Raw genomic sequence first — 21,015 nt, 5'->3', positions numbered from 1 at the left:
CAAGGTGTATGGAGTTCATACACCAAGCGCATGGGACGCTTCTGTTATTAGTTATCGATGATGATCTTCTGGCCTTCATCGATCCCCTTCTTAATTTCGACCTCGGCACTAGTCTTGAGGCCGACTTCGACGTCGACTTCTTTGATGCGATCATTCTCGATAATCTTCACGTAATTGCGGCCAAACATGCTGTTTAGGCTGCCGCGCGGAATAATGAGGACATTACTGCGTTTCTCGATAAACAGCTTAATGTCAGCCAGCTTACCGATCTCGATCTGCGGTTTCGGCGCATCCAGTGCGATAATAAGCGCTCTGGAATTTCGTCGTTTAATGGCATCGACATCGCTCTTAGGCGCAGTTGCCGGTGTTTGGATGACGGTGCCCTTGTAGATCTTCTTATCCACCGTGACGTCCACTTCAATGCCCTTCTTGACAGAGGCGATCTTGGAAGCGTCTGTTGCCTCGTAGATAAAGTTGACTTTATTCGGGTTGGAGATGATTGCCATCGTTTGCAGCGCTTCTACCGTTTCACCGGGCTTGAGTTCATTCAAGTACGTTATGATTCCGTCTGCCGGAGAGATCAGAAGCGACTTCTGGTACTGCTTGCGCAGGGCATCAAGTTGAAGCTGCTCTTTCTCCAGGTCGATGTGGGCGAGACGTGCATCTTCCTCGTCGCCGCTCTTCACGGCATCGGAGTAACGCAGCGAACGCTGCTCAACGGTAAGCTCCTGTAGCTTGATCCGGAGCGGCAAATCTCCGGTGTCGAGCTCGGCAATCGGTGAGCCGGCTTTCACGGTATCTCCGGGCTGCACGTACAGCTTCTTCAAGCGTTCGCCGGATTCCGGGAACGAGACGGATTGATTCGTATCGGAAGAAGCGGTTGCGGTAGAGGATAAATAGAGTTCCATATTGCCGCGTTTGACGGCTTCTGTTTCGTGAATTTCTTCTTTCTTGCTTAGAACAGGGGGCTGAAGCGACTCTTCTTCAGCAGGAAGCAAGGAGCAGCTGCTGAGTATCAGAGCGGCTAGCGATCCCATGAGTGACATGCGCAGCAATGAAATGGAAGTACGATTACGGAACTTCGGCACGAAATAATCTCCCCTCATAATGGGCACTTATTGGAAGGACAAGCGTCACTACTATGTAAAGAATAACGGCACTGTATAGCGATGTCAACGATTACATTTCCAAATATTAGTTGGGAATTTTGCTTAAGAATGGATAATTGTCACTACGTAGCGATTATGCTAAGGTTTGCAGGTAGACTAAAGGTAGACGGAGATTCACCTTATCACGTTGTGATAGGTTGTATTTGAGAAAGGTGGTTGGGGAGTTTGGCTACAGCTTCACCACGTGCAGCTGCTTTGCAAACCGGTACACTGTACATGATTTTGTTTGCAATCAGTGCTGTACATTTATTGAATGATACGATGCAGGCCGTCGTATCCGCACTGTTTCCTGTCTTTGCAAAATCACTTCATCTAAGCTATGGGCAAATGGGCTGGATTGCCTTTACGCTGAATATGACTTCCTCCGTCATGCAGCCTGTCGTGGGCTATTTCTCCGACAAACGGCCGATGCCTTGGATGCTGCCGATCGGAATGGGGCTTAGCTTGCTTGGGATGGCCGGACTTGCGTATGCGCCGAATTTCTATTCCGTCATAGGAGCGGTTGTGTTTATCGGCTTGGGTTCAGCGGTATTTCATCCGGAGGGCTCCCGTGTCGTATATTTTGCGGCTGGTGGACGCCGAGGGCTCGCGCAATCCATCTATCAAGTCGGAGGCAATGCGGGGAGCTCGCTGGCTCCGCTGATGACGATCTTTATCTTCTTGCCGCTGGGACAGCCCGGCGCGATCTGGGGGACGTTATTGGCAGCTGCGGCTATCGCGATCCTATTGCGGGTGGTTCCTTGGTACAAAGGGCAGCTGGATCAGCATGGGAAGCCGGCTAAGAAATCAGCGAGAGCGGCGACTCAGAACGGTGCGGCAGGTCAGAGCAGAGGCGTGATTATTTTCGCCATGACGATATTGATTCTGCTCGTTTTCTCGAGATCCTGGTATTTCAGCGGCATCTCGAACTTCTATAACTTCTTCGCCGTAGAGAAGTATGGGTTGTCGACCAAGGCGGCTCAAGTGCCGATCTTCATCTTCATGGCTGCCGGTGTGCTTGGCACCTTCTTCGGCGGCGTGCTCGCTGACAAGTTCGGCCGCAAGCGGATGATCATGTTCTCGATCGGCGGTGCTTCCCCGTTCGCGCTGCTGCTGCCTCATTTATCCATTGAGTGGGTGTATCCGGTGAGCTTCGTGCTCGGCTTCATCCTGCTGTCCGGTTTCTCCGTCAGCGTCGTGTACGCACAGGAGCTCATTCCGAACAACGTCGGCATGGCGTCAGGTCTCATTACGGGACTCGCCTTCGGCATGGGAGCGCTCGGCGCCATCATCTTGGGACATGCCGCAGAAGCTTGGGGGTTGACTAAGGTGATGAACTATTCCAGCGTCCTCCCGATGATCGGGTTATTAGCGATCTTGCTGCCGCCAGATCGGCGAGAGACAGCATAGTAATTTGTGGCTGTCCCTAAAGTACGCATTGTGTACTTTCGGGATAGCTTTTTTTTTTGCTCGAGGGAAAGGTGGAGGGCGGCGGTCGGTTGGATGGAGGCGCGAAATGCTGCTGGAATTGCAACATTTTAGCGGTCTGATGGACTGTAAGAGCCTAATGTTGCCCAAACTGCAACATTCCCGGTCGTATGAGCGAATGAAAGGGGGTTTGGCGCGAGAATGTTGCTTTTGGCGCAACATTTCCAGCAAAAACCCTTATTTTCGCCTGAAATGCTGCCTATTTGTCAACATTTAATCCGGGGGAGCCGTCCAAATGTCAGCATTTCAGCCAGGTGGCTGCCAGATGTAAGAGAGGAGCAGGTTACTTTGTAACGGAGGTTGGAGGTGTCAGAGTGACTGCGACAGTGGCTACAGCGAGGAAGAGGAGTTCATCGTAATAGCAGAAATAGCGGAAGTGGGGATGACAGTTGCAGCAGGTGGTAACACTGCTAATGTGGAGGTGCAACGCGTCAGTGACAACGGCTTTCAGAGTTGATAGCCGAAACAGCAACTTCTCGAGGTAACTTATAGGAAGGGAGCGACAGACCGCATCAGCCCCTTGAAACGAAGCACATCAATCGTATAAGCTAGAGGTGAGGCACTGATAGCTACAGCAATTGGCGGTCTCAACTTAATATAAGGAGCGTGCATTAAGCATGGCGAAGAGTACGGCGCGTAAGCAGCGCGATAAGAAGCTGCAGCAAGGCGGGATGGATCCAACTATGCAACGAGGGAATTGGAACGGTGTGAAACCTGTGACGAGGGTGAAGCCGGATAAACGGAAATATGCGTATCCGAAGAATGACGATGATCGAGGCTTTAAGCGTGCCAGAGCAGCTTAAAGATTGGATCATCGTCATTCTTTTTTATATATCTATACTACTTCCAGCTTCTTACTATACAATCGTTTATTGAATAAAACTAAACAAAGTGATATATTATCTAGGTAATTATCAAACGAATGATGGAGTTGTTTGTTATGGACATTTCAGAATCCTTCTATACCGCATCGCTCTCAGAGCTGAAGCAAGGTTATGTATATCACGGGGAATCCGATAGCTATTACTGCTTAGTTTGCGGGGAACAATTTGAAGAGGGCATCATCTATTCGATTGATACTCGCCTCATGGAAGCTCACAAAGCGGTTGCCAAGCATATCGGCAGCGTGCATGGATCCATGCTTCAATATCTGCTTGAACTAGATAAGAAAGCAACGGGTCTAACTGATTTGCAGAAGCAGCTCATCAGTGCATTTGCCTCAGGCTCTTCCGATGCAGACATCGTGAAGCAAACCGGCAGCGGCAGTGCGTCAACCATTCGCAATCACCGTTTCGCGCTGAAAGAGAAAGCGAAGCAGGCAAAGCTGTTTCTTGCCATCATGGAGCTGATGGACGGAGGCCTTGCGCAAGGAGCGAAATTTGTGCCGGTGCACCGTACGGCTCCTCTGGTTGATGAGCGTTTTGCGATCACACACGATGAGTACAAAGCACTGCTAAACAAATATTTGCCGCAAGGATTGGCTGGGCCGCTCACAGGTCTGCCGCGTAAGGAGAAACGCAAAGCAGCACTGCTCCGCCACATTGCAACCAGCTTCAAGAAAGGCCGCAAGTACAAGGAAGCTGAGGTCAATGAGCTGCTCAAGCGGTTCATGGAAGAAGATTATGTGACGCTTCGAAGATACTTGGTCGACTATGGTTTTCTAGATCGTGAGAGCGACGGAAGCGTATATTGGCTGAGCCTGTAAGCTGACAGAAGCACCAAGCATGAATGGGAATGACTGAAGGAGGAATTTACAATGATGAACAGACGTAAGGAATTACAGAATGAATATGGCATGAAGCAGCGCGCGATGGGCGTGTTTCAAATCATCAATGATCGGAATGGCAAACGTTATATCGCCTCATCACCGACACTAGACTCGGCATGGACGCGCCAGAAGTTCTCGCTCGACATGAACGGTCATATGAATACTGCTCTACAAGAGGAGTACAGAGCACAAGCAGGCGCAGACTTCAGATATGAGGTATTGGAGCAGCTCAGTCTTGGCGAAGAGGTGCGTAATGACTACAAAGATACGCTCATTCCCGGCACGGAAATCGTCGATCGCAATGCCTTAATGAACTACCGTGATTCCCTCAAGCGGCTGGAGAAGAAGTGGCTTGATGAATTACAGCCATACGAACCGAACGGTTACAACCGTCCGCCCAAATAGAACCGAATAAGGAGTTAGGTACGAAATGAATACTAACCAAGTGGCACCCGAAGGTACAACAGCCCAAACGCCGCTGCTGCGGAACCGCTTTTTTCAAACGATCCTCATGTCGAATATTATGCTGCAAATTGGAATATGGGTGCGAAACTTTGCCATCCTACTCTATGTGACCGATCAAACGAACAACGATCCCATTGCTGTATCTCTGATCTCCGTTGCGGAGTTCTCACCGATTTTCCTATTCGCCTTTATTGGAGGCACCTTCGCGGACCGCTGGCTTCCGAAACGAACGATGATTTGGTGTGATTTCATGTCGGCCGCATCCGTCGTGCTGGTGCTGGTCGCACTTGTGTATGAATCATGGGCCGCCGTTTATTTGGCCACCTTCTTATCCGCGACGTTGTCGCAATTCTCGGCACCTTCATCGATGAAGCTGTTCAAGCAGTATGTACCACAGGAGCAACTGCAAAGCGCGATGGGAATCTTCCAAACGCTTATGGCGGTGTTCTTAATCGCCGGGCCATCCGTAGGAACAATCGTTTACCAAAACTTCGGCATTCATGTCTCCATTGGCGTTATGGGGGTAGCAAGTTTGTTATCCGCACTTATCCTGTTCCGACTCCCGCAAGATAAAGCGAGCACGCAGCGCGATCCCGGAGCGAAGCCAACCTCCGTCATGACGGAAATGAAGGAAGGACTTCGCTATGTGTGGAGCAGCCGCGTACTTCGGAAGATGTGTATCACCTTTGCACTGGCAGGCTTATCGGGCGGTATTGCGCAAACGCTGGGGCTGTTTGTCGTGACGGAACGACTCGGGCAGCCGAAGGAATTTCTGCAATATGTGCTCATGCTGAGCGGGATTGGCATGCTAATTGGCGGTGCATTTATTACGGTCATTTCGAAGAAAATGTCTCCGGTTAAGATGCTGGCGCTCGCCTTAGGCGTAAGCGCGATCGGTACTGTCTGTGTTGGTTATTCCGTGAACGTACCGTTTACGCTGAGTATGCAGTTGATTATGGGCATGATTTTCCCAATGGTCCATATCTCGATCAATACCATTATGCTTAAATGGTCAAAGCCTGAATTTATCGGACGCGTCAGCGGCACACTAGGTCCGATGTACATGGGAGCAATGGTGCTCATGATGGCATTGGCCGGACCGCTGAAGACGATCCTTCCGCTTACCACGATTTATACGTTGTCCGGCTTATTAATGCTTGCCGGAGTGCTGTCGCTGGTGCCGCTTTTCAAGCAGCAGGCTCCTGAGTCGGCAGCAACGAGCATATCGGCTTAAAGAAAAATTTACCTAATACCTGTTGACACCGAAAGGGTCAGCAGGTATTATCATGTATAAATCATAGTAAATCGATAGGAAAAGAATATTTTAATCCACCGGATTGCCGGAGAGGGACCAATCATCGAGAGATGAGTGCGTCTCTTTTTTTTATCACATTTTCCTGTGATTCTGATTAAATTCCGATGGAGGGTTGCCCATGAAACCGCATTTTGTAAGGAAATCAGCCTTAACCGCATTCACGCTGCTCATCGCTACATCCCTGGTATTGACCGGGTGTAACGAGAAGGATGCCAGTGCAACTGGCAAGAAAAGTGACGGAGAACCAGAGGTCTCGGAGCTCCGATACCAAGGGTCGGTCGGCGCTGTAACCTTCCCCGAATTAGCGGAGGATCTCGGTTATCTCGCCCCGCTGAAGCTGAACTATATCGGCAATACGATCAGCGGTCCGCAGGATATTCAGTCCGTCGTGACCGGCGATACCGACTACGGCGGCGCATTCAACGGCGCCATCGTCAAGCTGCTGGCTGCCAAAGCGCCGATTAAGTCCGTGATCTCCTACTATGGTGTGGATGATGCAACTTGGACGGGGTACTACGTCCTTGATGGCAGCCCAATTAAGACGGCAAAGGATCTGATCGGCAAGAAGATCGCGGTGAACACGCTTGGCGCACACCATGAATTTGTCATCAAGGAGTATTTGCACAGAGGCGGGCTGACTGCAGATGAGATCAAGCAAGTGACGCTCGTGGTCGTTCCGCCGGTCACAACGGAACAGACGCTTCGCGCGAATCAAATCGATGTTGCTGCTCTGGGCGGCACTTTGAGGGATAAAGCGGAAGAACGCGGAGGCATTCATCCGCTGTTCAAGGATAAGGATTTGTTCGGGACATTCAGCGCAGGCAGCTATGTAATGACGGATAAGTTCATTAAGAATAATCCGAACGCGGCCAAGAAGTTTGTGGAAGCTACTGCCAAAGCCATCGAGTGGGCACGAACAACACCGCGCGAGGAAGTCGTTGCCAAGTTCGAGGACATTATCAACAAACGCGGCCGGAAGGAAGACACAGGCGCGATCAAGTTCTGGAAGAGCACGGGGGTAGCCGGCACAGGCGGACTGATCGCCGACAAGGAGTTTGACACTTGGATTAAATGGCTAATAGCCGAAGGTAACCTGAAGGAAGGGGAGCTGACGGCAAAAGATCTCTATACGAATCAGTTCAATCCCTATCAGGGTGAAACGAAATAATCGCGAATCAGGAAAGGAGCATGAGGAGCATGGATGCCAAAATCAGCCTCCGGAACGTACACAAGTCGTTTCGGATTCAGCGTAATCTATCCCATCTGAAGGCAGATCTGCAGCCGGTATCGGCGCTGCAGAATATTAATTTGGAAGTTAAGCAAGGCGAGTTTATGGTCATTGTCGGCCCGAGCGGCTGCGGGAAATCAACGCTGCTGGATCTGCTTGCCGGACTGACGACACCGAACAGCGGGCAGATTCTAATGGACGGCAAACCGATTAAAAGGCCCAATCTGGAGCGCGGAATCGTTTTTCAACAATATGCATTATTCCCTTGGAAAACAGCACTCGCCAATGTGGAATTCGGACTGGAGACCAAAGGCGTTCCGCGTAAAGAACGCAGAGAGATCGCCCGCAAGTACATCTATCTCGTCGGCTTGGCCGGCTTCGAGAATCGGTATCCCCATGAGCTGTCCGGCGGCATGAAGCAGCGGATCGCCATTGCTCGCAGCCTCGCTTACGATCCCGAGGTGCTGCTCATGGATGAACCTTTCGCGGCGCTCGATGCGCAGACGCGTGAAACCCTCCAAACCGAGCTGCTCCGCATCTGGGAAGCGACGAAGAAGACGATTATTTTCATCACGCATGGGATTGAAGAGGCCGTTTATCTCGGGCAGCGTGTTGCGGTTATGACTTCAAGGCCGGGCAGAATCAAGCAAATCATCGACGTTCCGTTCCAGTCTCGTACAACGGAAGAGGATCTGCGATCTAATCCGGAGTTTGTGCGCATTCGGCATCAGATCTGGGATTTGCTCAAGGATGAGGTGTCTAGGGCGCAGGAGCAGGAGAAGAACAAGAGCCTCGTTGCAGGAAGCGTCAAGAAATCGATGAACAAAGGAGTGGCTGGCGATGGCTAACGTAACGACAGGAAACGGTAAAGCTCTGGCGCGCTACGAAACCGAAACGGCTCAAACTCCGGCGGAACAGCCGGGCAGCGCCGCGCTTCAAGCTGCTGGTGTTCACGCGCGGAAATGGTTTCGCAACCTTGTTGTCATCGTTGCTTTTCTCGTCCTATGGGAGCTCGCCCCCCGCAGCGGATTGGTAGACAGCACCTTCTTCCCGCCGTTGTCCGAAGTGCTTAAGGCGTGGTGGGGGCTGCTGTTATCCGGCGATTTGGCTGCCCACACCGAAGCAAGCTTGACCCGATCATTAGGCGGATTCCTGCTGGCGCTTCTCGTGAGCGTGCCGATCGGGCTTGCGATTGGCTGGTGGAAGCCGGTTGCCGCGTACCTGAATCCCCTGCTTGAGGTGATGCGCAATACGGCGCCGCTTGCGATTCTTCCGGTTTTTATCCTGCTGCTTGGACTCGGAGAAACGTCGAAAATCTCCATTGTCTTCTATGCCTGCTTCTTTCCACTGCTGCTCAATACGATCAGCGGGGTGAAGAACGTCGATCCACTCTTGATCAAATCCGCCAAATCGATGGGACTCTCCTCTGTTGCACTCTTTCGCAAAGTCATTATTCCCGCTGCTATCCCTACGATCTTTATCGGTATCCGTCAGTCTGGGGCGGCCTCCATTCTTGTGCTTGTTGCGGCTGAGATGGTGGGGGCGAAGTCGGGCCTTGGTTATCTCATTCAATATACGCAGTTTAGCTTTCAAATCCCTGAGATGTACGCCGGTATTGCGTCCATCTCCGTCATCGGCTTGATTCTCAACTATGTCATCTTGTACATCGAGCGGAAGCTAACGTCGTGGAGACAGACCTACGGCGACCAATGAGTTCTCGAATGAGGAAAGGTGCGTGGAGAAGCGATGGGCAACAAACAGAAGAAACAGATGAATTTGAATGTATTCATTATGAATGCCGGCCATCATGAGGCGGCATGGAGGCATCCCGGGACGGAGCCGCAGAACATTACGGATATTGCGTATTTTCAGCGAATAGCGCGAATCGCCGAGCAGGCTAAGTTTGATTCGCTGTTCCTGGCAGACGGTCTGGCGGTGAGCAATAACATCAAGCACGGTGCTTTTGTCGGGCTGGAGCCGTTCACGCTGTTGTCCGCGCTGGCTGCGGTCACGGAGCAGATCGGTTTGATCGGCACCGTATCGACGACCTACAACGAGCCATTCCATGTCGCTCGCAAATTCGCTTCGCTGGATCATATCAGCAAAGGCCGCGCGGGCTGGAACATTGTGACCTCCGGCAGCGAGTTTGAGGCAAGCAACTTCAGTCGCGATAAGCATCTGGAGCATCACAAGCGGTATGAGCGCGCCAAAGAATTCCTTGAGGTGACGACGAGTCTGTGGGACAGCTGGGAGGATGATGCAATCGTCATTGACCGCGAGGCCGGGGTATTCGCGCAGCCGGAGAAGGTGCGGAGCATCAACCATGCCGGCGATGCGTTCAAGGTGCGCGGACCGCTGAATATTCCGAGATCGCCGCAGGGTCATCCGGTTCTGGTGCAGGCCGGCTCCTCGGAGGACGGCAAGGAATTTGCGGCGCAATATGCGGAGGCGATCTTCACGGCGCAGCAGACTTTGGTCGAAGCGCAGCAGTTCTACAGCGATGTGAAAGCACGCGCAGCCAGGTATGGAAGAAATCCGGATGAGCTTAAGATCTTACCCGGCATCTGCGCGGTCATTGGCGCAACGGAGTCCGAAGCGAAGGAGAAGGAGCAGCAGCTTAATGAGCTGACGGTTCCCGAGTATGGACTCAATCAGCTCTCGAACATGCTGGGCCTCGATTTGTTCACCTACCCGCTAGACGGGCCGCTGCCTGAACTGCCGAACGTCGGCGATATTAACGGGAACAAAAGCAGATTCCAGCTGGTAGCTGATCTTGCGACGCGTGAGCGGCTGACGATTCGCCAGCTGATTCACCGGCTGGCCGGAGGACGCGGACACCGCGTATTCGCAGGCACCGCGGTGCAGGTTGCGGATGAGCTGGAAGCCTGGTTCACGCAGGGCGGGAGCGACGGCTTCAATGTCATGCCGCCGTACTTGCCGGCGGGGCTGGAGGAATTTGCTTCGCAGGTCGTACCGGAGCTGCAGCGCAGGGGGCTGTTCCGGACGGCGTATCAAGGGCGGACATTGCGGGAACATTTTGGCCTCGGGCGACCGGTTAATCGGTATGGGACACAGGCTCCATCTCCATTGGCAGCAAGGAACTAACCACATAGATGAAAGAACAAATGAAGGAACAATTGAGGTAAAAACAAATCCAAGGAGGCAATACCATGAGCAAAGTAGAACAAAATGAAACGATTGGTCAAGCATTCGAGGTTCGTCCGGTAGCAGGTAGAATCGGCGCAGAGATTAGAGGGGTTAAACTCTCTTCCAGTTTAAATGAAGAAACGGTTAGCTTCATTAGAGAAGCGCTGCTGAAGCATAAGGTTGTTTTCTTCCGCGGTCAAACTCACCTTGATGATGCAGGGCAGGAAGCTTTTGCCCAATTGCTTGGCGATCCGGTATCTCATCCGACGGTGCCGAACAAGCAAGGAACCGACTATGTATTGGAGCTTAATTCCAATCACGGCGGTCGTGCCGATTCCTGGCATACGGACGTTACTTTCGTGGATGCTTATCCGCAGGCCTCCATTCTGCGGGCAGTTGTCGTGCCGGAGGCTGGTGGCGATACCGTCTGGGCGAATACCGCAGCAGCCTACGACAATTTGCCTGCCGAGCTGCAGAAGCTGGTCGAAGGCTTGTGGGCGGTACACTCCAATGAATATGACTATGCTGCGTATCGGAGCAGACCTACAGATGAAGCGGAGGAGACGAGATATCGCGAAGTATTCGTATCTACTTTATACGAAACGGAGCATCCGCTCGTACGTGTGCATCCGGAGACAGGGGAGCGGACGCTGGTTTTAGGCCATTTTGTGAAGCGGATCCTCGGATTGTCTTCCACAGACTCGGCTCAACTGTTCTCGCTGCTGCAAAATCATATTACTAAACTGGAGAACACCGTTCGCTGGCGCTGGGCAGAAGGCGATGTTGTCATCTGGGATAACCGGGCGACGCAGCATTATGCAGTCAACGATTATGGCGATCAGCACCGTGTTGTTCGCCGCGTTACGGTCGATGGCGATGTACCGGTAAGCATTGACGGAAGGAAGAGTGTTACGCGCAAGAAGGTAGGGCCGGCGGGTCAAGTCGGGGAAACGGCTTAATAGCGGGTAATCATGTGTAATTGCAAAAAGCCTCGAGAATGGAAGCTGGAAACAGCTCTGCCGCTCGGGGCTCTTTTTCAATTCGTAAGGCTCTGTTTTCGGCTATTGTAGCTTTCGAACAGGAAAACAAATATCTGTGATGGATTCCTCGGATTCCGGACCATGATTGCGTTCATCATAGATTTCGCTAATCCAATGAATTTCATGACGGGCTTGTCTACTAATAGAGCTTCCATATTAAACCTCCATGGAGATGGTATGTCTTGCAATTGGATTTGGATTTGGTAGTATTCTACAAGTATAGTATGAAGTATGATTCTGGGCTTGTAAATTCTTCCTTTTTACGCGAAGCAATAGAATAATTATCCATGATAGGGAACCTTTCCGGCACTCTATCGTCTACTTGATGAGGTGAACGACTTGCAGTTTGATTACTTGAAGCATGTAACAGGCGGATTAGACCGGCATGCGGTGCTGAATGAGCTTATGGCGGCGTACGGTAAAGACGTTTGGAATTTCGCTTTCTTCTACACACGTTCCAGAGAGCTGGCCGATGATATTTCCCAAGATGTATTCGTGAAGGTGTTTCAACAGCTCTACGAGTTCCGCGGGCAATCGTCGATCAAAACCTGGCTGCTGGCCATTACTCGCAACACGGCGCGCGACGTGCTGCGGTCGGCATGGATCAGACGTGTGACCTTCTTCGGAGGGATCGTCCGTCCACAAGAGCAAACTTCGCCTTCGGCGGAGCGGGAAAGCTTCGATAAACTGATGACCGAGGAGATTTGGGCGGTTGTCTTGAAGCTGCCGCAGAAGCTGAGGGAAGTGCTGCTGATGAACAGTCATTATGGACTTTCGATGCAAGAAATGGCGGACATGCTCCACGTATCGGTCGGTACGGTGAAGTCGAGACTTCATCGTGCGCGAGCTGCGGTTAATCGCAGTCTTACCCAAGAAGCGAAGTGGACTGGGGAGGAAGAATGGACATGAAAGAACCGTTAAACAGCTGGGAGCATAAGCTTGCGGGGAAACCTCCCGTGAAGAATGGGTTCACCTCAGAACTGGAGCATAAAGTGAGGGAGCGCATTCATATGCAAAATGAGAAAAGAAGGTCGCCATATCGCGCGGTTGCAGCATTCATGAGCATCGTATTGTTGCTGGGCTGTGGCTGGTGGTTCCGCGATGATGTGAAGGCGATGCTGAAACCTGATACGAACGAGAGTATTCCGGCGGGGCTGCGCGGTGATTCGCTTAGAGACCGGGAATATACGCTTAAGATCCATCAGTTTGCACAGGATGGCAGCATCGAATATCAGATCAAGCGGCCGTTCATTATTCGTCACCCATCCGTGAAGCTGAATACGGTCGATGCGCCTAGAGATTTATATAATGATCCTGAAATGTTTAAAGCCTGGATGGATAAGGAGCAGCCGGACATGCTGCAGCTTCCGTTGAAGTTGTTTAGGGAGCTGGCGGCAGACGGGAAACTTAAGTCTCTGGATACAATTGTGAAAGAACGGAAATTTGAGCTTGGTGCCCTCTATGCGCCAATTGTTGAACTGCTGCGGCAGCTGGGCGGAAGCGGCGAGTTATATGGGGTACCGTCGGATTTTAATTCTACGGCGCTGTATATTAATGAAGATGCTTTTGCGAAGCAGGGGATTCCGCTGCCTGAGGGCGAGGTTTCGCCGGAGGAGATTTTGCAGCTTGCCAAACGATTCCAAGGTACAGGGATTAGCGGTCTCGGGGCATTCGATCGTGACAATAAATTTGCGCTGACGAAATTCTTCGGACAAGTATCCGGGCTGCAAACCTTAAGTAAGAGTAATGAGGGCAAGACGGAGGCCACTGTCAATTCCGAGGCATGGAAGCAGATTTGGCAATCGGTCGCGGCCGGATATCAGGAAGGTTGGATCATGCAGCAGAAGCCGATAGAATATGGCAAGAACGGCATTACGATGGAGGATATGGGCAAGAATGACGCGTTTGCTCAAGGCAAAATAGCCATGATGATCGCGCCGAGCTATTTCTATTCGAACTTGGAGAATTATGCGTTTGAGGGAGTCATGAAAGTGAACTGGTCGACAGTTCCGCTGCACGTGGACGCATCCGCCACAAACCAATTGTCATTCTTGGGCACAAATACCGTATATGCGATCAATGCTGCTTCAACCCAAGAGGATGCGGTCTGGGAGTTGATTTCGTTCATTATAGGCGGAACATGGCGTAGTGGGCTTGAGAATGCGCAGCTATTCAGCACTTTGTTGGCTGATCAATCGGGCATGGATGATAAGGAAAGCAAGCACTGGAAAGCATTCTATGAGAATAACGTTGATGCGGGAAAGGCAGCCGAGGAGTACAGAGTTGCTTTCGACAATCGAGCGAAGGGAGAGTTAGATGCTGCCATATACACATCTGGCGGCGAACAGATGGAAGCCGTTGTGAAAGGAACGAAGTCTGTCGATGCAGCGCTTGACGAATGGCAGAACACATTGGAAATGAGGCTAGCCGGAAAGGGTGATCAGACTCATGAGTAGTCGAGTAAGTCGCCCTTCATACGTGGGTTTCATCAGCGTTCTGGTGATTAGCTTCCTACTAAGCGGCTGTATGTCGGATAAACGGGCGGCCGGAAACGAGAAAGAGGTCATTCGTATTGCGCTGTCTACCAAGAGCGGCTATAACTTTACAATTGGGGATTTTGTAACTGCTGCTTTCCCGAATTTCCAGGTTGAGCTCATCGAGATGGAGCCGAATTATAAGCCAATATCGGCTGAGCAGTACGAGAAGAAGCTGAAGCAAGAGAAGCCGGACCTTGTTCTGCTCGGCTATTCAGGCAAATATCCCGGATTGGCGGAACATGGCTTACTGGAGGATCTGTCGGTACGGCTGCAAGCAAGTGGGATGAAACCAGATGACTTCTATCCCGGGATGATCGATAAAATCAAACGCGAAGGAGGCGGAAATCTATATGCCTTAGCTGCTTCCTTCCAAGCTTCAGTTCTCTATTACAACGCGGATTTGTTTAATAAATACATGGTTGATTTGCCTCGAAACGGGATGACTATCATGGATGTGATGCAGCTGGCCAGCCAATTTGCGAAAGCAGGAAGCCGCAAGGATGGGATTGTCGGCTATCATCAGCCGTTCAGCAGTATGCCGAACAGTCTGCTTCTCAGTCTGTCTAGCTCGGAAGGGCTCCAGGCCTACAACTATCGAACCGGTAAAGTAACCGTGGACACGCCTGCTTGGCGCAATCTATTCGCGACTGTCGTAAATCTCTATAAGAATGGCACTTTCATGATGCAGGATGTCAAAGGAGACATGGTTGGCGGTACGTTGACTTTCGATGAGGAAGCCGTGAATGAAGCGGATTTGTTTAAGCAAGGCAAGTCTGCGATGACCATCGGTAGTTATAACGGCATCAAAGGGATGAAGTTTGAAACAGGCATGGTTACGCCGCCGGTTAGTTCCATTGATACGAGCAGATCTGTTCATTTAGCGGTATATGATTATATGGCGATACCGGCAGGTGCGCGAAATGCCGATGCTGCGTGGCAAATCATCGAGTTCATGCTGAGTGATTATGTGGCAAAGGCCAAATCCGGTATTCAGGACGCGTACAGTATGCCAACGCGCAGGTCCTACATGAGCTACGATCATAATCCCGTGCTGGCAGAGCTGTACGAGACGCTTCCCAGCATCGATCAGAGTTATTCGCTCGAAGGGTATGATCCTAAATTCTTAGAACTGTTTCAGCAGCTTCAAGATCGTGAAGTGAAAGCTGCCGTTAATGGCGAGAAGAGTGTAGACTCCTGTATCGCTGCTGTGCAGAAGGAAGGACAAGCATTGTTAGAAGCGGCGAAGCCGAGAAGTCAATAACGATTCAACTTGTTCAATTGACAGTCTGTTTTACGAAATGCATATGTTCAACCCCCGAGCGAATATGGTATTATATTGGCAAAGAAACATAAACAGGCAAAGAGAGTCGGCGGCAACCGACTCCCGGCGCGATTAACCGCTTTTAAGGGCGGAAGGCTGTATCAGGATATGAGATTATAGAGTAGACCGCATTCCTTCGCGAGAGGGCGGTCTATTTTTTTTTGAGGTAATTGAGCAGCGCGAGAATAAACATGCCGAACGTAAACATCAGCGTGATCGCGTCTTGAACCTCCATGGCGTCACCTCCCTTCCGGGAGACTAGCCGACCGCCCTTGCAAGCCATTCATCGCTTCTCTATTATAAGCGAACGTTTGTTCGTGTGTCTATATGTAATTTGGTACAAGTTGGGAGGGGGGCTACATTAGGTAGTGTTACTACTACTAGCTACCCCACCTACCACCACCTACCCTACTTGTCTGCAACACGCATTTTATATTGGGCCTAGTCCCAATACGATAGTTCTTGAGGCTTGAACAAACATGCATCAATCGCATCCACCACATTTTGATTGCTTCGTCTTCCGCCCGGAGACATAAATTCAAAGGAATAGGTTGGGGGAATTCGTTTGTCTTTCTAAGATAATTTGTTCGTTTTATAGGGAGTTTCACCAATGGAGCAGTTACGGTGAAGCATAATTGGGGGGAATTTTATTCGACATCACACAGCATTTTTCTACAATACGTCTACTGTATACTAACCTTGCAGTCTATTTCATATAACCAGGGGGTAAAAGAATTGCCCAAAACAGGATGGAAATTGCTATCGGGTATCTCCGCCAGTGCCATTGTGGCGAGCACTTTATTTAACGTTGGTACTCATGCGGATAAACAGGCAGCAAGTGCAGCAATTCGGGAATGGGCAACGACTGATTTAGGAGTGGCCAATGACGAAAGACTGATTGAGATGCTAAAAAAGCAAGGAAAGATCGGAAAGGATGCAAGTCCCGCGGAAGCCGAACAAGCGTTGACGGCTTTTTTGAAAGCGAAAAATCAAGCAGCAAAACCAAAAGGGTTCGACTCCGATGTTCTGGAAGTGTTGAAAGACAAATCGCATTCAAACGCTAATGGATTGGTGAATGGCAAGGGTAATAAATTAGGGCAAGCCAAAAAATCGACGATCGACTCTGTTGAAGCAGAAGCCTATAACGGCGGTGTCCGTACGGATAAAGTGCTCGTATTAGCGATCGATTTTCCGAATTACCCGAAAAGCTCCATTACCAAAGAAGAAACGGATATGTTTTATGAAGATTACACCCATGATCATTTTCAAACTATGATTTTCGGCCCGAACGGCTATATAGGGCCAAATGGTAAAAAGATGATTTCCATGAAGCAATATTATGAAGCCCAGTCGGGCGGAAGCTATACCGTTGAAGGAACGGTAGCGGGCTGGTACACAGCCGATTATCCAGCCGCGTACTACGGAGCGAACTATCCAACGCCGGATGGCGACGATATTAACGCCAGGGGCTTGGTAAAAGAAGCGCTTAAAAAAGCAGCTCAAGATCCATCCATTAACTTAGCCGACTATGATGTATGGGACCGCGACGATTACAACGGAAACGGCATTTACAATGAACCGGACGGCATCATTGACCACTTAATGGTCATTCATTCCGGGGTAGGCGAAGAAGCGGGCGGCGGAAGTTTAAGCTTGGATGCGATTTGGTCACACCGCTCGAAACTTGCTGCGGGTCCAGTTGCGGTTCCGGGCGGAAAATCCAATAGCAATCGTTTTGGTGGATTGTTAGGCGCTTGGGATTACACGATTGAACCGGAAGACGGGGCTGCTGGCGTTTTCGCTCATGAATATGGTCACGATTTGGGCCTTCCGGATGAATATGACACGCAATACACCGGTGCCGGTGAACCGGTTGCATATTGGTCCATCATGTCGGCAGGAAGCTGGGCAGGAGCCGTTCCAGGTACAGAGCCATCTGGATTCAGCCCGTATGATAAAGAAATGCTGCAGCATTTACACGGTGGAAACTGGCTTAGCGGAACCACTATCCATGCAAATGATGTAACGAGCGCGGGAACAACCGTTTTATTGGATGAAGCTTCCACTAAAGGAACCAACCATGACGCGGTACGCGTGGATTTACAGGATAAAGAAAATCACGTGAACGTTCCAACGAGCGGAACCTATGAATATTATAGCGGTTCAGGAAATGACATCGACCATTCAATGATAGCAACGGTTAACCTGACCAATGCTGCGCATCCGGCTTTAACGTTCCAAGCTTGGTACGACATTGAAGAAGATTGGGATTATGCGTCTGTTCAAGTGAAAGAAGAAGGGACTAGCGTCTGGACTTCCGTTCCGGGAAACATCACGAAGGACAGCAACCCAAACAACCAAAATCCAGGTCACGGGATTACGGGGGTATCAAACGGGTGGGTACCGGCTGCATTTGATTTAAGTGCCTATGCAGGAAAACAAGTGAGCATTAAGTTTAACTATTGGACAGATCCTTATGTCGCTCAACGCGGATTCTATGTGGACGATATTCAACTCACATCTGACGGCCAACCGATTTTATCGGATAATGCAGAAGGAAATTCAGCGTTTACGTTACAAGGATTCGCCAAAGACAAAGGAACCTACTTCTCTACAAATTACTATCTATTAGAATGGAGATCCCATAACGGGGTGGATGCGGCTTTAGGGCACATCCGTCGCGGCGCAAGCCTTATGAGTTATGACCCAGGTCTAGTGGTTTGGTATGTGGATGAAACCTTTGACAATAACTGGACAGGCGCTCACCCCGGTGACGGATTCCTGGGCGTTGTCGATGCGGATCAGCGTGCAATGAACTGGAGCGATAAAGCGGTTGCTTCTTCTCGTTACCAAGTTCATGACGCAGCATTTGGATTGAATAAAACAAATGCCATGTTCTTGGATTACAAAAACCTTTTAGGTATTACGATGAAAGATAATTATACTGCTCGCAACCCATTGTTTGATGACCATGAGAACTTCTCGAACCCTGGTCTAATCGATGCCGGACGTAACATTCCAGCTAACGGATTAAAGTTCCGTGTGGTGGGCGAAAGTTCGGATGGCACAGTCGGCAAAGTCTTGATTTTTAAATAATGTAGAAACAGCGGAAAGGGTGCCAATCCAGCTAGGATTGGCACCCTTCTTGTCATTTGAGCTCTATTTATTTCTAGTAAACGTTTGACCGGGCTTGCCGGCAACTGCTCCTTATTGTTTTATTCAGCTGTCATGAAGCGGTATGGCGATCCCGGTATTGGCCGGGGGTAATGCCTTCTAACTTGCGGAAGGAACGGATAAAGTTCTGCGGATTGTTGTAGCGCAGCCTGGCAGCAATGTCTTTCACGGGAATATCGCTCTCTCTTAGCCATTTTTTGGCCATGCTGAACCGGTATGTCGCCAAATATTCGCTAAAGGAGCTATTCGTTTCCTTGCGGAAAACGCTGCTTAAATAATTGGAATTGTAATTAAGCTTCGCGGCGCATTCCTCCAGCGATAGATCGGTATCGTAATGACGATGTATCAGATCAATGATCTTCTCCGAAATGTTGGAGTATTGGGCATCCTGCCGGTCTCTGAAAATACGCACCATGGGGAAGATGATGCGCGTCCAGAACCAATCCTCGATTTCCGGCACGGTATTCAATTCGAATAGCTCCTCAAATAACGAGCTCCGGCCGGAGCCAATCTGATTCATGCTTATCCCTGACTCCTGCTTAACGACCAGCAAGCTATTCAAGAGGCGCACCAAGGGGAAATGATACTCCTGCGGTGACATCTTCTCGGAGAAGACGGGAGACAGGAAAGCTTGAAGGATCTCCTTCGCTTTCTCTTTCTCGGCTAATTTGATGGCATCAATGAGGTCGTTTTCCAATTGGCTCGGATAGCTCCTGATAAAGTAATGCTTCCCTGCATTTACGTGCTCATATTGGATAACGATGCCTTCACCGAGTTTTAGCCGGTATTTCAGTGCATCCAAGCCTTCTTGATAGGCGGCAGGAAGGAGCCCGATTTCATGGAATGGAAGACTGATGCCGATGCTGACCGTCAGATGAAGGAAGCTTTGAATCTGCTGCTGCAATTGTTCAGTCAACATAAATAGGGAGGTTTTAAAGTCCTCGATTTCTGCAGCTGCGCTGCCGAACAGCGTGACGACCGTGTGATCGATCGTCAACGAAACAAGCCGATTCTCGGGCGGTATGAGCTCTTCGATCATATTCTGGACGGCAAAGAGCAGCAGCTCGATGTCTTGTTTGCCGTATCTGGTTTCGTCCAGCGAATCGATTTGAAGAGTCACGACTGCCATCGAATTCCATTTTTCAAGCTGAGCACTGAATCCGAACCGCTCCAATTGCACTACGAGATCGCTTCGCTTCACATTCCCCTGGAAAGCTTTAGCCAAGAAGAACGTGCGTACCTGCTTGAGATGCTGATGAAGCTCGCTTTCGAGCCTTGTTTTGGATTGAGCCAATTGCCGAATTTGTTCACCGATCGCCTGAAATTCGTTTGTCCGATTCTGACGGATATCGGGTTTGCGCACGTCTATTTGCTTCAGAAGCCTTTCGATAGGCGAGTACATGCGCCGTGATCCCAGCCATGCGAGCAGCATCGTAATGAGCAGCATAAACGCGCAAACCGCAACGGTATACATGCCGATTTTTTTAGACTCTTTCGTCAGGCTGGCTATGGAAGTGATAGACATATAGATCCAGCCGTTAGTCGGCGATTTGTAATAGGTAACGGAAAACGATTGATGATCGATATCCGACAAGAATTGACCGATTTGCTCGTTAAGCTTGCTTTCTTGATCGAATCCGATGGCCGACAAGGGCTTTCCGATGAAATCGCGGTCAGGGTGGACAATGATGCGGTGCTGATCGTCGATAATCAACGTTATGTCCGACTGATCCGGAGCATGCTCAAGCAGCGACTGCAAACTGCAGGTTGGAATGTTTGCCATGATAATCCCATAAGGATTTGGCTCGGTTACAGGCAGCTTCTTAATCAGGCTAACGCTGTACGTGCACATCGCGCTTTCGGCACTTTCCTCGCTGTAAAACAAATGGGACGGATTCATGACTGCCGTATCGGATTTAGCTTCAATCAGACCATCGAGCTGATCATGGAAGGCATATCGATCGAATCGATACAAGCCGGAATTTTTAATCATCCAATTATGGCGCTTGTTTATTAAGACCACATCTTCCAGTTTGGTATCAAACGACTGCATGTGCAGTAGCTCGTCTCGCAGATTGCCATAAAGATTGAAATCGCTTACAGTTAAGGAGCTGTTCATTGCGTTTTTGAGCACGGCGGAGTTAATGACTTGGTTAAGCGTATGGTTGACAGTCGTGAGAATTTGCTCTACATTGGCATTAATTTGCTCGAGAAGCTGGATTTTTCCTTTGTTTACATCTTTTTGTATTTCATTTGACGAAGTTACATACGAGAAGATACCGATGAACAAAACTGGCAATGTGCTTAGCAAAAAACAGAAAAAGGTTAATTTGGTCAGAAAACTGAATGAGCGCATCAAGAGCCATCACCTTATCAATGTTATA

The 21,015-nt window shown here is 50.0% G+C and carries 17 protein-coding genes; 14 read left to right on the top strand and 3 right to left on the bottom strand.

Annotation, left to right across the window (positions count from 1 at the left end):
- Nucleotides 1-47: 47 nt before the first annotated feature.
- On the bottom strand, nt 48-1,088 hold the full coding sequence (locus AC0YNS_RS18245; protein WP_475782385.1) for an efflux RND transporter periplasmic adaptor subunit: 1,041 nt from the start codon (nt 1,086-1,088) through the stop codon (nt 48-50).
- Between the two features lie 297 nt (nt 1,089-1,385).
- Between AC0YNS_RS18245 and AC0YNS_RS18240 the strand changes: the two genes are divergently transcribed.
- From AC0YNS_RS18240 to AC0YNS_RS18180, 13 genes are all read left to right on the top strand, one after another.
- The gene (locus AC0YNS_RS18240) at nt 1,386-2,558 is read left to right on the top strand and encodes an MFS transporter (protein ID WP_475782478.1); all 1,173 of its coding nucleotides are present in this window, start codon (nt 1,386-1,388) and stop codon (nt 2,556-2,558) included.
- Nucleotides 2,559-3,253: 695 nt separating this feature from the next.
- A complete protein-coding gene (locus tag AC0YNS_RS18235; protein WP_475782384.1) occupies nt 3,254-3,439 on the top strand; it encodes a hypothetical protein in 186 nt (61 codons plus the stop codon).
- A 137-nt stretch (nt 3,440-3,576) separates the two neighbouring features.
- Nucleotides 3,577-4,341, top strand: coding sequence for a DUF2087 domain-containing protein (locus tag AC0YNS_RS18230; protein WP_475782383.1), 765 nt, complete (start codon nt 3,577-3,579; stop codon nt 4,339-4,341).
- Between the two features lie 51 nt (nt 4,342-4,392).
- The gene (locus AC0YNS_RS18225) at nt 4,393-4,809 is read left to right on the top strand and encodes a GIY-YIG nuclease family protein (protein ID WP_090985036.1); all 417 of its coding nucleotides are present in this window, start codon (nt 4,393-4,395) and stop codon (nt 4,807-4,809) included.
- A 25-nt stretch (nt 4,810-4,834) separates the two neighbouring features.
- Nucleotides 4,835-6,103, top strand: coding sequence for an MFS transporter (locus AC0YNS_RS18220; RefSeq protein ID WP_475782382.1), 1,269 nt, complete (start codon nt 4,835-4,837; stop codon nt 6,101-6,103).
- Nucleotides 6,104-6,302: 199 nt separating this feature from the next.
- On the top strand, nt 6,303-7,352 hold the full coding sequence (locus AC0YNS_RS18215) for an ABC transporter substrate-binding protein (protein ID WP_475782381.1): 1,050 nt from the start codon (nt 6,303-6,305) through the stop codon (nt 7,350-7,352).
- 29 nt (nt 7,353-7,381) lie between these two features.
- Nucleotides 7,382-8,260, top strand: a complete 879-nt coding sequence (locus AC0YNS_RS18210; RefSeq protein ID WP_475782380.1) for an ABC transporter ATP-binding protein — start codon at nt 7,382-7,384, stop codon at nt 8,258-8,260.
- Nucleotides 8,253-9,125, top strand: coding sequence for an ABC transporter permease (locus AC0YNS_RS18205; protein ID WP_475782379.1), 873 nt, complete (start codon nt 8,253-8,255; stop codon nt 9,123-9,125). The genes AC0YNS_RS18210 and AC0YNS_RS18205 overlap by 8 nt, the downstream gene beginning before the upstream one ends.
- A 33-nt stretch (nt 9,126-9,158) precedes the next feature.
- Nucleotides 9,159-10,517 (top strand): LLM class flavin-dependent oxidoreductase, encoded by a 1,359-nt coding sequence (locus AC0YNS_RS18200; protein WP_475782378.1) that lies wholly within the window; start codon nt 9,159-9,161, stop codon nt 10,515-10,517.
- A gap of 65 nt (nt 10,518-10,582) precedes the next feature.
- The gene (locus AC0YNS_RS18195; RefSeq protein ID WP_475782377.1) at nt 10,583-11,518 is read left to right on the top strand and encodes a TauD/TfdA dioxygenase family protein; all 936 of its coding nucleotides are present in this window, start codon (nt 10,583-10,585) and stop codon (nt 11,516-11,518) included.
- 411 nt (nt 11,519-11,929) lie between these two features.
- Complete coding sequence (locus AC0YNS_RS18190; protein WP_475782376.1) at nt 11,930-12,508, top strand: RNA polymerase sigma factor; 579 nt, start codon at nt 11,930-11,932, stop codon at nt 12,506-12,508.
- Nucleotides 12,505-14,055 (top strand): ABC transporter substrate-binding protein, encoded by a 1,551-nt coding sequence (locus AC0YNS_RS18185; RefSeq protein ID WP_475782375.1) that lies wholly within the window; start codon nt 12,505-12,507, stop codon nt 14,053-14,055. Before AC0YNS_RS18190 ends, AC0YNS_RS18185 begins: the two co-directional genes overlap by 4 nt.
- The gene (locus AC0YNS_RS18180; RefSeq protein ID WP_475782374.1) at nt 14,048-15,397 is read left to right on the top strand and encodes an ABC transporter substrate-binding protein; all 1,350 of its coding nucleotides are present in this window, start codon (nt 14,048-14,050) and stop codon (nt 15,395-15,397) included. The genes AC0YNS_RS18185 and AC0YNS_RS18180 overlap by 8 nt, the downstream gene beginning before the upstream one ends.
- Nucleotides 15,398-15,608: 211 nt before the next feature.
- Here the strand turns inward: AC0YNS_RS18180 and AC0YNS_RS18175 are convergent, their stop codons facing one another.
- Nucleotides 15,609-15,692: a putative holin-like toxin gene (locus AC0YNS_RS18175; RefSeq protein ID WP_475782477.1), complete on the bottom strand. Its 84-nt coding sequence runs from the start codon at nt 15,690-15,692 to the stop codon at nt 15,609-15,611.
- 500 nt (nt 15,693-16,192) lie between these two features.
- Between AC0YNS_RS18175 and AC0YNS_RS18170 the strand changes: the two genes are divergently transcribed.
- Nucleotides 16,193-18,553: an immune inhibitor A domain-containing protein gene (locus tag AC0YNS_RS18170; protein ID WP_475782373.1), complete on the top strand. Its 2,361-nt coding sequence runs from the start codon at nt 16,193-16,195 to the stop codon at nt 18,551-18,553.
- Nucleotides 18,554-18,683: 130 nt separating this feature from the next.
- On the opposite strand, the gene AC0YNS_RS18165 is transcribed toward AC0YNS_RS18170, so the two are convergent.
- Nucleotides 18,684-20,987, bottom strand: a complete 2,304-nt coding sequence (locus AC0YNS_RS18165) for a helix-turn-helix domain-containing protein (RefSeq protein WP_475782372.1) — start codon at nt 20,985-20,987, stop codon at nt 18,684-18,686.
- Nucleotides 20,988-21,015: the final 28 nt, after the last annotated feature.

The sequence above is a fragment of the Paenibacillus sp. J22FR21 genome (assembly GCF_056269135.1).
Note: the sequence above shows the minus strand (reverse complement) of the source record. Positions and strands in the feature narration are given on the sequence as shown.